General features: G+C 70.1%; 12 protein-coding genes. 9 read left to right on the top strand and 3 right to left on the bottom strand.

Features of this window, described 5'->3' with window-relative positions:
- The first annotated feature begins 65 nt into the window (after positions 1–65).
- From MJ797_RS05625 to MJ797_RS05595, 7 genes are all read left to right on the top strand, one after another.
- Positions 66–1,517 (top strand): DUF2252 domain-containing protein, encoded by a 1,452-nt coding sequence (locus MJ797_RS05625; RefSeq protein ID WP_239332522.1) that lies wholly within the window; start codon positions 66–68, stop codon positions 1,515–1,517.
- A gap of 313 nt (positions 1,518–1,830) precedes the next feature.
- Positions 1,831–2,475, top strand: a complete 645-nt coding sequence (locus MJ797_RS05620) for a DUF6308 family protein (RefSeq protein WP_239332520.1) — start codon at positions 1,831–1,833, stop codon at positions 2,473–2,475.
- Between the two features lie 62 nt (positions 2,476–2,537).
- Positions 2,538–3,926 carry an amidohydrolase family protein gene (locus MJ797_RS05615; RefSeq protein ID WP_239332518.1) on the top strand — a complete coding sequence of 463 codons (1,389 nt, stop codon included), beginning with the start codon at positions 2,538–2,540 and terminating at the stop codon, positions 3,924–3,926.
- Positions 3,926–4,657, top strand: a complete 732-nt coding sequence (locus MJ797_RS05610) for a glycosyltransferase family 2 protein (RefSeq protein ID WP_374581505.1) — start codon at positions 3,926–3,928, stop codon at positions 4,655–4,657. The genes MJ797_RS05615 and MJ797_RS05610 overlap by 1 nt, the downstream gene beginning before the upstream one ends.
- 76 nt (positions 4,658–4,733) lie before the next feature.
- Complete coding sequence (locus MJ797_RS05605) at positions 4,734–5,696, top strand: ABC transporter ATP-binding protein (RefSeq protein WP_239332514.1); 963 nt, start codon at positions 4,734–4,736, stop codon at positions 5,694–5,696.
- Entirely contained in the window at positions 5,693–6,589 is an 897-nt protein-coding gene (locus MJ797_RS05600; protein WP_239332512.1) for an ABC transporter permease, read from the top strand. Before MJ797_RS05605 ends, MJ797_RS05600 begins: the two co-directional genes overlap by 4 nt.
- A 139-nt stretch (positions 6,590–6,728) precedes the next feature.
- Positions 6,729–7,391, top strand: coding sequence for a hypothetical protein (locus tag MJ797_RS05595; RefSeq protein ID WP_239332510.1), 663 nt, complete (start codon positions 6,729–6,731; stop codon positions 7,389–7,391).
- Positions 7,392–7,436: 45 nt separating this feature from the next.
- Here the strand turns inward: MJ797_RS05595 and MJ797_RS05590 are convergent, their stop codons facing one another.
- Positions 7,437–8,114 (bottom strand): LON peptidase substrate-binding domain-containing protein, encoded by a 678-nt coding sequence (locus MJ797_RS05590; RefSeq protein WP_239332508.1) that lies wholly within the window; start codon positions 8,112–8,114, stop codon positions 7,437–7,439.
- A gap of 287 nt (positions 8,115–8,401) precedes the next feature.
- Here MJ797_RS05590 and MJ797_RS05585 point away from each other — a divergent pair, with 287 nt between their 5' ends.
- The gene (locus MJ797_RS05585; RefSeq protein ID WP_239332506.1) at positions 8,402–8,932 is read left to right on the top strand and encodes a hypothetical protein; all 531 of its coding nucleotides are present in this window, start codon (positions 8,402–8,404) and stop codon (positions 8,930–8,932) included.
- On the opposite strand, the gene MJ797_RS05580 is transcribed toward MJ797_RS05585, so the two are convergent.
- Together MJ797_RS05580 and MJ797_RS05575 are read right to left on the bottom strand one after the other, a co-directional pair.
- Positions 8,929–11,076: a hypothetical protein gene (locus tag MJ797_RS05580; protein WP_239332504.1), complete on the bottom strand. Its 2,148-nt coding sequence runs from the start codon at positions 11,074–11,076 to the stop codon at positions 8,929–8,931. The two genes, MJ797_RS05585 and MJ797_RS05580, sit on opposite strands and share 4 nt — an antisense overlap.
- A gap of 490 nt (positions 11,077–11,566) precedes the next feature.
- Positions 11,567–11,845, bottom strand: coding sequence for a hypothetical protein (locus MJ797_RS05575; protein ID WP_239332502.1), 279 nt, complete (start codon positions 11,843–11,845; stop codon positions 11,567–11,569).
- 248 nt (positions 11,846–12,093) lie between these two features.
- Between MJ797_RS05575 and MJ797_RS05570 the strand changes: the two genes are divergently transcribed.
- On the top strand, positions 12,094–12,461 hold a 368-nt coding region (locus tag MJ797_RS05570), incomplete at its 3' end, for a Nif3-like dinuclear metal center hexameric protein (protein ID WP_374581501.1).

The following is a 12,461-nucleotide window of genomic DNA, read 5'->3' as shown; positions in this document are numbered from 1 at the left end:
GGGTTGGTCATGGGGACGCGGGGGCAGGTTCTGTCCGCGGCCGACATCCCGTGGAGAGGATCTCGATGAACACGTTGACAGAACCTGCCACATCCGTGAACGGGCGCCGTGCCCTGCACGTCGGCGGTCGTTTCGCGACCCCGGACGCCCGCGCCGCCCGTGGGCGGGCGGCGCGGGCCACGGCTTCCCGCTCCAGCCATGCTGAGTTCTCCCCGTCACCACGGCGACCCGACCCGATCGACGTGATCGAGCGACAGTCGTCCACCCGCGTGCCCGAACTCGTGCCGATCCGGTACGGCCGGATGATGGAGTCGCCGTTCCGGTTCTATCGGGGCGCGGCGGCCATCATGGCCGGTGACCTTTCCAGGACACCGCGGACCGGGATAACCGTACAGCTCTGCGGTGATGCCCATCTGGTGAACTTCCGCCTCCTCGCGTCACCCGAGCGACGTCTGATGTTCGATATCAACGACTTTGACGAGACGCTGCCCGGCCCCTGGGAATGGGACGTCAAGCGGCTGGCGGCAAGCCTTGTCATCGCGGGCCGGCACAACGGGTTCAGCCGGGCCGAAAGCCGGTCGGTGGTGACAACCATGGTCCGTTTCTACCGGGAGTGGATGCACCGGTTCGCGGCTATGGGCAACCTCGCCGTCTGGTACACCCGTGTCGACGTCGAGCGGCTCGAGGCCGAGTATCTGGATCGGCTCACGAAGGCCCGGCGCAAGCGGGTGGAGCGGACGGTGGGCGCGGCGCGGCGCCGTGACAGCCTGCGGGCCTTCGAGAAGCTGACCACGATCCGTGATGGTGAGCGCCGGATTGCGGCGGATCCGCCGTTGCTGGTACCGATCGTCGACCTGTTTCCCGGGGTCGAGGGTGACGCAATCGCTGAACAACTGGCGGAGGTAATCGGACAATACCGGGTGTCCCTGTCGCCGGACCGTCGTGTCCTGCTCAGTCAGTACCATCTTGTCGATGTCGCCCGCAAGGTCGTCGGGGTTGGCAGCGTCGGTACCCGTTGCTGGATCGTCCTGATGCTCGGCCGCGACGACCAGGACCCGCTTTTTCTCCAGGTGAAGGAGGCGGACGTCTCGGTGCTCGCCGACTATCTGCCGGCGAGTGAGTACGCCAACCAGGGCGAGCGCGTTGTTTCCGGGCAGCGGCTGATGCAGGCGGCCAGCGACATTTTTCTCGGCTGGCACCGGGCGACCGGTCCGGACGGCCGGCAGCGGGATTTCTACGTCCGCCAGCTGTATGACTGGAAGGGCATCGCGCCGGTTGACGAGATGCCCCCGGCGAACATGCGGTCGTTCGCGGCCCTGTGCGGTGCGACGCTGGCTCGCGCGCATGCCAGGTCCGGGGACCGTATCGCCATCGCCTCCTACCTTGGCAACAGCGACGTGTTCGACCGGGCCCTTGCCGAGTTCGCCGAAGCGTACGCCAACCAGAACGAGCGCGACCACGCCGCGCTTGTCGAGGCCGTGAAGTCCGGCCGGGTCACCGCCGAGTCCATTGACTGACCCTGGTTGTGACTGACCATGGTTGCCGAGCGAAAGACGATCTTTTAGGGTTCGGTTGACCCGATCGTCCTCGTTGCCCCTGTCGGTCTCAAAAGATCATATTGATGGACGGGCTGCCGACCGCGTGCCGTGGGCCATGCGCGCGCGGCCGGCGGCCTGAGCTGGGCCGCTGCCATGTCGTGACAGTCACAGAGGAGGATGGTCGGGGGACGGGCGTTACGGCTGGCGCCGGGCGATATGAAGGTTGCGGTGCCCGGCGGCCAACGCCGGCCGTCACCAACGACACGACGAGACGACTTGAGGAGCCCCTGCGGTGAAGCTGGCGATGGGCACCCGGGAGGTCTTCGACGCGGAGAGCCTGCTTGAGGAGTACCTCGGTCCGCGCAAGCGAGGCCTGCGTTATGCCTACCCTTACTATGATGGGCTCACCACGAACGGTGACTCCGATCTGCTGTGCACGGGCGATCTCCTCGCCGCCTGCCTGCTCGGTGTCCAGGTGGATGTCGACCGGATGCACACGCTGACCGCGTTGATGCCGTTGCTGCAACGCGCGCTGGACAAGCTGCCGCCGGGGATCGAGCTGATCGAGGCCGACGAGGTCACTCTTGATCTTGTTGCGGCCCTGTACGACCCGCTTGACGATCCCGACGTCTTCGACCGGGACGTCAAGGGCTCCCTGATCGCCAAGGTCCTGCACCGTAAGCGGGCCGGGCTGGTGCCGCTGTTCGACTCGAAGGTCAGGATCTTCTACCAGCATGAGCGCTGCATCCCGCCGGCGCCGCGGGACGGCCGGTCCTGGCGTGAGTACATGCAGCTGTTGGTCAGGGCGATGCAGTACGACCTGCGGGAGAACGCCGACGAGTTCCGCCGGTTGTCCGCCCTCGTCCCTGATGGCGGACCGCCCCTGACGCCGCTGCGCATCCTCGACATCGTGGTGTGGATGAGCAGTGCTGTCTGATCCGCTGTTCCCGGCTGTGTGCATGATCTGGTTGCGTTCATGATGCCGCCGAGCAGGCCGTGGTGAGGCACGAGGGCGCCCCTTCGGGCTGTCTGCCCGCCGTTGTCGTCGTGCCGTTGCGGGCGGCGCGCCGGGTTGTGACAGGCCGGGGCCGCGTCCGCGAGGAGCTCGGGCGGGGTGTAGCGCTGTGCGGCCGGGTCTGGAACGGCATCGCGGACCTCCCCTTCGAGGGTGTGGTCGTGATCGGCATGGACGGCCGGGTGGCCGCGATCGGGCCTCGGGACACGGTGGTGCTGCCGGGTGGCCTGCGTGTGATCGACTGCGCCTGGATCGGGCCGGGGGTCACCGATGCTCATGTTCATCTTGCGGCAACCGCGGCATCCGGACACGATGAGCTGCGTGCTGGACTCGTCGCTGTGCGTGATCTGGGTTCCCCGATCGTGCGGCTGGCCCGTTGGCGTGTCGCCGCGCCGATCGCGGTTGCCGGGACTGGCCCGCGGGTGGTGGGCGCCGCGGACCCGCGACATCCGCGGCCCGCTCCGCCCGGCGACCGGAAAGCGCCTGACCAGGACGCGGCGGGCGGCTCCCGCGGCCGCCGGCTGGTGTTTCGCCGCGCGGCGGGCCGCGGGACCGAGGGCGAGATGACGGCGGACCCGCCGGCCGCGGACCGGGTGCGCGGGGGCCGGGGCGCGTCGAACGGCGTTATGCCGGGCCGAGACGACCCGGCTGGCCGGAACGGGGCCGGACAGGACCCGCTCGACGCGCTGGCTGTGGCCGACAGCCCCGCCGCGGCCCGCAAAGTCGTCACCAGCCTCATCGCGGATGGTGTTGATCTCATCAAGGTGTGTCTCGGGGACGTTGCGGGCCCGGCGCGGGCCGGGCGGTCGCCACTGCGTTACGAGGAGCTCGTGATCGTGCTGGAAGCCGCGCATACGGCCGGGCTACCGGTGATCGCGCACGCGCTGACCGTCTCAGCGGTGGAGCTGGCGCTGCGGGCGGGCGTGGATGAGCTCGCCCATGTCCCGCTGGAGCCGCTGCCGCCCGAGACCGTCGACCGGATCGCCGCCGCTGGCGTGCCGGTGGTGTCGACCCTGCAGTGTCACTCCGGGGCCGGCCCCGCGCCCGGGCGCAACGCGGCGCTGCTCCATCGCGCCGGTGTTTCCCTGATCTACGGTACCGATGCGGGCGGCGCGGGTAACCGTCCGCCCGGCGTCGATCCCCGGGAGCTCGACCGGCTGGCCTATGCCGGGCTGGGCCGCCTCGGCGCGCTGCGCGCGGCGACCTCCGGCGCGGCGCGGGCAGCCGGGCTTGACGGCCAGCGGCCGTCGGGGCGTATCGAAGCGGGAGCGTACGCGGCCGTGGTCGGGCTCCCCGCGGATCCCCTGGTCGAGCCCGCGGCCTGGCGCCACCCGACAGTGGTGGTCAACGGCCAGCGGATGATCACAGCGTAATGTTCGCGAATGTGAAGCTTTCTGTCTTGATGCCGGTGTTCAATGAACATGCCACCCTCGCGTCCGCGGTCAAGCGGGTGCTTGATGTCAGTTACCCCTGCGAGGTCGAGCTCGTAGTGGTCGACGACGGCAGCACGGACGGAACCCGGGCGATTCTCGACGACATCGATGATCAGCGAGTGGTTGTCGTCCACCAGGCCGTGAACCGTGGCAAAGGCGCGGCGGTCCGGGCCGCGAGCCAGCTCGCAACCGGTGACTACCTCGTCATCTGCGATGCGGATCTTGAGTATGCGCCCGAAGAGATCCCGGCGCTGCTCGAACCGGTTGTCGCCGGCCAGGCTCAGGTCGTCTACGGCTCAAGGACGTTCAGCAGCAACACCGCGTACTCGTTCTGGTATGTGATGGGCAACAAGGCGGTTACGCTTGCCGCGAACGTCCTGTTCGACAGTTACATTTCCGATCTGGAAACCTGTTTCAAGCTGATGCCGCTCAGCCTGTACCGCGAGCTGGACGTCGTCCGGGCCGGTTTCGGGATGGAGGCCGAGGTGACAGCCAAGCTGCTCGCCCGTGGTATCCGGCCGTTCGAGGTGCCGATCAGTTACAAGGCCCGCACCCGGGCGGACGGGAAGAAACTGACCTGGAAGGACGGGGTCGAGGCGCTGTGGATACTGGGCTCGCTCCGGGTCCGGACCCGCGGTCAGGCCCACCGGCCGGCGAATGGCGAGTGCTGATGACCGTGTCCGGGGCAGGTGATGGGCACATCCCGCGCCCGCCCTCCGGCCACCCCCATGCGCGCGGGCTGCGACAATGGGCCGCGTGCTGAGCTACGCCGTGCGTGGGCTCACCCGCCGGCACGGCGTCGGTGAGCGTGCCGTCCTCGCCACGTGCGACCTCGACCTCGACATCGAGCGGGGCGAGGTGTTCGGCGTCCTCGGGCCGAACGGGGCCGGGAAGACCACGCTGGTGCGCCAGCTCATGGGGCTCATCCGGCCGGATACGGGGTCGATCGAGATGCTCGGGTGGGACATTGTCGCCCGGCCGGACATCCCGCCCCGGCTGGCGGCCTATCTCGGTCAGGCTGACACGGCCCTCGCGGATCTCCCGGTGGGTGTCGCGGTGGAGACGACCGCCCGCCTGCGCGGGCTGGGCCGCGCCGCTTCCCGGGCGGCACGGACAGCCGTCATGGACGAGCTTGGGCTGGCGCCGATCGCGAGCCGGCCGCTGCGGCACCTGTCCGGTGGCCAACGCAGGCTGGCCGCGGTTGCCTGCACGCTGGTCGGTGACCGTCAGGTCCTCGTCCTGGACGAACCGACGACCGGGCTGGACCCGACGGCCCGGCGGGCGGTGTGGTCGGCGCTGCAACGGCGCCGCGCCACCACGGGCGTCACCGTGCTGCTGGTCACGCACAACGTCCTGGAGGCGGAGACGGTTCTCGACCGTGTCGCCGTCCTCGACGCCGGCCGGGTGATCGCCTGCGACACTCCCGGGCGGCTCAAGGCGTCGGTGAGCGGGGACGTCCGGCTGGACCTGGTCTGGCGGTCCGAGCCGCCGCGCGACGACCCGACCATCGCGCGGCTCGCCCAGCACGCTGAGATCACCGGTCGCCGGTGGACCACGCGGATGACCGCGGCCGACGCGCGCGAGGCACTCGCGCGGCTCACGGCCGGTCCGGCCTTCGCCGCCCTTGACGACTTCACCCTGGCGACGCCGTCCCTTGAGGATGTCTACCTTGCCCTTGGTGGCGCGTCCCGCACCCTGGAGCGCACATGACCGCCGCCGCGTACAACGCGATATCCCAGTCCGCCGGTGAGCCATCCCTGGCTCAGAGCGGTGCTGGTCAGAGCGGTGCCGGTCAGGACAGCGGCACGGTGGGTGCCGCCGTGACCGTGGCTGGCACTGTGCCGCTGCCACCCAACACCCGCTTCGGTCCGGCACTGCGCGCTGTCTACGCCGGTCAGCTTGCCCGCGGGCGGGTGGCCCGGGTGCCGCTGTTGTTCGTCGCGGCCTTCCAGTCCCTCGGGATCATGCTGTTGCTGCGGGGGGTCGTCGACACCGGAAACGAAACAACCAGCGAACAGGTGGTCGCGGGGTCAACCGTGCTGGTGGTGGCCTTCGTCGCGCTCAACCTGCTCGCGCAGCGCTTCGGGGCGCTGCGCGCGGCCGGGGCGCTCGACTACTACCTGACGTTGCCGATTCCCGGCAGCGCGGTGGTCCTCGGCACCGCCGCGTCCTATGCCTCGTTCGCGGTGCCGGGGACGGTCATCACGGCAGTGGTGGGCGCGCTGCTCTTTGGCCTTCCGCTGTCGGGCCTGTGGCTGTTGCTACCGGTGGCCGTGCTGGCGGGCGCCTCGCTCGCCGGTATCGGGGCCGCGATCGGCCTGCTTGCCCCACGGCAGGAACTGGCCACCGTCGCCGGGCAGGTCGGCATGAGCGTCGTGCTGTTCGTGGGCATCATCCCGGCGGACCGGCTGCCCGCCGGAGCCAACGTGCTACGGGACCTGGTGCCCAGCACGTACGCGGTGGATGTGCTGGCCGCCGCGTTCCGCCCGTCCGTCGACTGGGCCGCGGCCGCCGCGGACCTGTTGGTGTGCGCGGCGGTCGCGGTCATCACGCTGACCGCGGCCAGCCTGGCGTTGCGGCGTGCCGGCAATGCCCGGGGCTAGCGCGTGCCTGATGGATCGTCGATCGCGCGGATCGATGCCCAGCAGGCGTCCTGCCGCGCTGCCGTCGGTCCGGGCTAGAGCCCCAAAGGCCGCGGATGTCACGAATATCATGGATGCCACAGCTGTCAGCGATGAATGAATGGTGACAAAGCCGTTGCCGGACGCGCACGATGCAGGAACGCCGGGCTCACCCCAGGCTCCGCGGTCGCGCGCTCTCGGGGGGTTCGCCGCCGCTTCGGACGACGACCCGTACGTGACCGCTGACCGTGACCACCGTTTCTGGGCGGTGGGACGGGCCGAGATCCTCACCGGTGTCGTGTGCGCGGTTGCCATGGCCGCCGCTGGGCTGTTGCTCGGACTGCTCTGGGCCGCGGCGGCTCCGCGTCTGGATGTCCGGGCCGCGATTGGCGGAAGCGAGCTCGCTTTCGGCGCTCAGGCCGGGGCTGACGTGTACTTCGCCATGATCTGCGGGGTCGGTGGCCTGGCCGGGGGAGCGTTCGCGTTCTGGCGGGGCCGCAACGGAGGCTGGCCGGTTCCGGTGGGACTCGCGCTGGGCGGGATCGCCGGGTCCGTGCTGGCCAGCTGGATCGGCCACGGGCTGCGTTCCGCGCGGGTCATCGCGCAGCTTCCGCACGAGGCCGGTGATCTTGCTGTCCAGCTTGTCGACTTCCGGTTGCGGTCGTCCGGTTTCCTGCTCGTCCTGCCCAGCGTGTCGTTGTTCACGCTCGCGATCCTGAGCTGGTTGTCGGTCTCGCTGAGGGCGCGTGGCGGAGCGGGCCGGCCGGCTGACCCGGCTGGCTGATCCGACGGGCTGAGAAGGACAGCCGCGGGCGGGGCCGCCCACTGTTCAGTTCGAGCTGGGGGTGATCCGGATGTGCTCGTCAGAGGCGATGGCGGTGAACCGTTCGAGGAGCCCGAGCTCACGGCGGAGGATTGTCCGCTCGGCCCGCAACCGGGCCGCGGCGTCGGGCGCGGCGAGCAGCGCCTGGCGTTCGGCTGTCTGGGCCACCATCGAGGCCGCGACCACATAGGACAACATCCGGGGATCATCGGGAAGATCGGGAAGCCGGATCTCGGCGGCCCGGGAGGTGGCGAGCCGGGCGGCGTAGTCGCGGAGCAGCTTCGTCACGACGGGGACCTGGGCGGCCGCCTCCTGGGCGTCACCGATACCGTCGCTGAGGTACTCCACGTCACCCATGAGGTAGGGGCGGCTGGTCTGGTCCACCGCGAGCACCCGGAACTTTGCCCCGCCCGAGGTAACGATCGAAAAACGTCCGTCGGCATGCGGGTCGACCCGGCGGAGGTTCGCGGTGCAGCCAATCTCGTGGAAGGCCGGTATGCGGTCCGTCCCGGTCTCCCGCCCGTGGCGGATGGCGACGACTCCGAAGCGGCGCGGTTCGCCCGCGGCAAGGTCCAGCAGTTCGGCGACGAGCACGCGGTAGCGCTGCTCGAAGATCTCCAAGGGGAGCAGGAGACCAGGGAGCAGCACGGTTCCCAGCGGGAACAGGGCCAGTCGTTCGGTCATGGCGGGAACACCCGTTTCGGGTCGGGGCGCGTCCTGGGCGCTGGACGCGATCAGGCTCCGAGCTCATGATGGGCCAGTCGCTCGGTGAACGCTCGATGTCGTGTCGGCGCGCTCGGCCGCCGTGCGGACGGTGACCGGGCGGGATCGTGCGTGCGTCGCTGCGGGCCGTTCGTGGTCCGCGCTGTCCGGCGCTGTCCGGGCGCGCGCCAACGGTGTCTGGACAGCTGCGCGTTACTGTTATGCGACATATGGTTGCCCCGATGTGGGGTGCGGCGGGAGGCGTTTGCGTGGTCGAGCCCACACCGGAGCTGCTGGTCGTCATCGCGTCGGCAGGGTCCGTGCCGTCGTGGCCCGTGCCGTCGCGCGGGCCTGCTGGTCCCGAAGACGCCGGTGATGATCCAGGCGATCGGGACGCGGAGCCGGCAGCGGCCGGGAGCGACCAGCGGCAGGTGATCGGCACGCTGCGCGGCCTGGCGCGGGTCACCGCGATCCTGCCACCGCGGCTTGCCCTGGTCGTGTCCCCGCCGGGGGGCGCCGACGCGCTGGCCCGCCTGCCCGGTGTCGTAGGCGTGTTCACCCGCACCGTGCCGGCGGGCCTGCGCGAGACCCTGACCGCGACGGAGAACCTTTTCGTCGACGCCTGGCTCGCACGGCTGGCAGGCAAGCGGCGGCTGGGGGAGGGAATGCCCTGGGACGCCGCCGATCGGCTTTCCCCCGAGCGGGAGCGCCCGGACCCGCCGGACCGGTCCCGCCGGTCCGGCGGAAACCCGGGTGATTCCCCGGAGCCCGGTCCACGGGCGGGCTGCCAGCCGGACTAGAAGATCCGGCTGGGGGGCAACCAGTCAAATGTCCCCGATGACGTACGCGCCATGGCGTACAGCCGGTCGCCGACTCTCGCGACGACCTCCAGATGCCGGTCGAACGAACTTTGGATCATTGTCACCGTGTCGACGTGCCCGAGCTCGGTGGCGAACACCCGCGGCGCGCTCCACGGAAAACCGGACGCGTCGTTGTCCCGCCACAGGTGGACCAGGCCGCCGGCGGCGGATGGCGCGACGACCTCGAAGTTGCCTATCCGGCCGAACTGGCTCTGGACGAGCACGGGATTACCGGCCGTGCCTTCGGCGAACACCACTGAGGTCCGCCACAGCCCGTCATCGGCGCGGTAGAGGTGCACGAGCCGGCCACCGACCGACGCGACGGCCTCCAGATTGCCGGCGCCCAGGTTGCCGGCGCCGAAGTTGCTCTGGATGAGGCTGACCGAATCGACCCGGCCGAGGTTCGCCGCCACGAGAACGGGCCGGCTCCACGGGTAACCGGCGACGTCGTTGTCACGGGAGAGGTACAGCAGGCCGACGTCTGGAGCCGGGACGAGCAGTTCGAACGTACCCAGCCGGCCGAACCGGCTGTGGATCAGTGACGGCGTCCCCGCGGCGCCGTTCGCCAGCTGGGTGGGCTCATGCCAGCGCAGCGACGATCCGCTGTCGCGCCAGAGGAACACCAGCGAGCTGCCGGTCCGGGCGATCACCTCCAGCGCGCCGGGGGCCGCGAGCCGGCTCTGGATCATGGTGAGCGCGTCGATCCGGCCGATTGCCTGCGCGATCTGGGCCGGCTCCCGCCAGGGGAGGCCCGGGGCGTCGTTGTCCCGCCACAGGTGGGTCATGCCGGCGAACGCGGAAGGCACGACCAGCTCGAAGTTGCCGGCCTGGCCGAAGTCGCCCTGCACCAGGACCGGGTTGCCGGCCACCCCGCGGCCCCAGCCGATGTGGCTCGGGGTGTACCGGCACATCTCGAAGCTGTTGGAGCGCATCAGGCAGGTCATGCTGCCGGGTGCGCAACTGTCACAGTTGCCGTTGGGGGTCCCGAATCGTCCCCAGGCGCCACCGCAGCCGCAACCGCTGGCGGCGTACTCGTCCGGGCAGCCGAAGATGTGCCCGGTCTCGTGGGCGAACACGCGGTCGAGGTTGTCCGGGCCCCAACCGTCGTTGTCGTAGGACAGGACGAGCCGGGGGCCGCCGACCGAGCTGTAGGCGAAGTAGGACAACGGGTACTTGGTGATGAACGCGCAGTAGGACCATCGGGTGCCATGGAACTCGCGTAGATCGTCGACGAACTCGTACACCCCGTCGAAGTTCGGCGTGTATCCGAGCTGGCCCATGGCGGAATCCCGCCAGAGCGCCTCCAGATCGGCGGCGGCGGGGTTCGCGGGCGTCGAGATCCGGACGATCCTGATGTCGTAGCTGAAGGTGAGGTCCGCGGCGGGATTGGTGGTTGCGTACCAGGACAGCCCGTTCTGGACCTCCGCGACGACCTTGGTGCGTTCCGCGGCGGTGAACTGGAGATCGCCTGTCGGCCCCTCGACGATGACCAGACCGATGGCGATGCTGCCTTCCATGAAGCCGCTGGTGGGCATGGCGGGAGCGGCGTGCCCGACTGGCTCGCCCGTCCGGTCGCCGACGGCGGTGGCCGTGGGGGTGGCGGTCAGCGGCCGCGCTGTGCCCGCGCCGGGGGAGCCGGGGGAACGCTCGGCCGGGGGGCTGTTGACAGCGTCCGGGGCGCGTCTGGGCGAGCTTCGCGGCGGCGGGACGTCGGTACAGGACCGGTCCATGTCCCAGGCCTCGTCGGCCCTGATCCGGTCCTGCTTGGCCCGCACGTAGTCGGCGCTGTTCCGCAGCTGGAAGGCTGCCAGGCCGAGGCGCTCGATCCGGTTCAGCTCAGCTGGGTCAATCACGGTGATGTGTGTCTCAGCGGCTGAGGTGGCCCGCGCGTTCGGCCGCAGGGAGGCGGTCGCGCCGGCCGCGTTGACGATATTGAGCCGGCCGTAGCGGTGGAGTATCCGCGTGCCCTCCTGCGCGGCCGTGAGCGGTTCGGCCGGATCCGCTTCCCCGGCAGGCGCGCCGCTCGCCTGTGCATCCGTATGAATCATGACAATCTGTTCGTTGGCTGGTAGGTCCCCCGCCATGGGTGATCTGTGTCCCTTCCGCTGGGCAACTGTGCGGAGTTGTACCGGGTTGATCTAGAGTTGTGTTGCGTTTGAGAAAACCGCATACGCGAAAACCGCGTCGGCTCTGTGCCAGGGCGCCCCGGTGCCCCGGCACGCCCCGGTGCCCGGTGGTACTCCGGTGCCCGGTGTACTCCGGTACACAGTGGTGCCCGTGGTATGCGGTAAGCCCAGGCGCATGGCACCACCCAGATGTACGTCAGCGGTCCAGATGTGCGTCAGCGGCCGGGTGCGCGCTGGCGCCGAGGCGGGCCGGCGGCGTGCCTCAGCACCGACGGGCGGGCGGTGCTGCGGCCGGCGATGTCCGCCGGTCTCAGCGCCACCGAGCACCGTGCGCACCCGGAAGAAGCGGGAGTGGATGCCGGCTCCCGCCGGGCGGGCCCGCCATGATCCAGTGGGCTCGCCTCCGTCGTTCGTGGGCCGGCCAGCGGGAGCCGGGCGGCCCGTACGGTCAGCCCAGCGGGCGTCGGGTGGGGCCCGAGGGCGGCGGCTCGCCCCGTAGCTGGGTGTCCCCCCAGCCGATGCTTCCCTGGAGGCTCGGCTGAAGGTGCTGGTTCTGCTGGACCTGCGAGCCTGGTGGGCTTTGCTGGCCCCCACGCGCCTGCGCCGCCATCGCCTCGGCCACGTTGTGCATGATGGCTTCGACTAGGCGCACCGCCTGGGTGGTGGGCAGGTTCAGTACCACCTCGGCGTCTCCGGCGATCTGGAACCGTACGGACACATCCACCATGTCGCAATCCCCATCTCCGGGTAGGTCTCCTGAGGCCCGCACAGGCGCGGAAGCGTCATAATCGCGCCTCCTTCGGCCGTGAGCATGCCTGGATCAGCATGTACGTGCGGTCCGGGTCCTTCCGCCGCACAGATCACGGTACGTCGCGGCGTTCCGTGGCCGTACGCGGCCTCGGTATGGACGCGCCGGAGCGGCCACCCCGATCACGGTTGGGTAGTGTCCGGACGGTGACCGCACCATATTGCACTGTGGCCGACTGTATTGCCGAGTTCGAACGTTGTTATCCGCCATCCTGGGCGCAGCCGTGGGATGTGGTGGGCCTCACCGTCGGCGACCCGGATATGCCGGTCCGGCATGTTCTGTTCGCCGTCGACCCAACGGTCGATGTCGCGCGGGAAGCCGTTGATCGTGGTGCGCAGCTCCTGGTCACCCATCATCCGCTGTTCCTCCGGGGCGTTCACGGCGTCGCGGAGACCGATGCGGGTGGCCGGGTCGTGGCAACGCTGATCCGTGGCGGTGCGGCGCTGTTCAGCGCGCATACGAACGCCGATGTGGCCTGCCCCGGCGTGAGTGACGCGCTCGCGCGGGCAATCGGGCTGTGCGACGTCGGGCCGCT

Origin of the sequence: Protofrankia sp. CiP3 (assembly GCF_917627345.1) — a bacterium.
In the GTDB taxonomy this organism is placed as follows: domain Bacteria; phylum Actinomycetota; class Actinomycetes; order Frankiales; family Frankiaceae; genus Protofrankia.
This window is presented reverse-complemented; position numbering and strand designations above follow the sequence as displayed.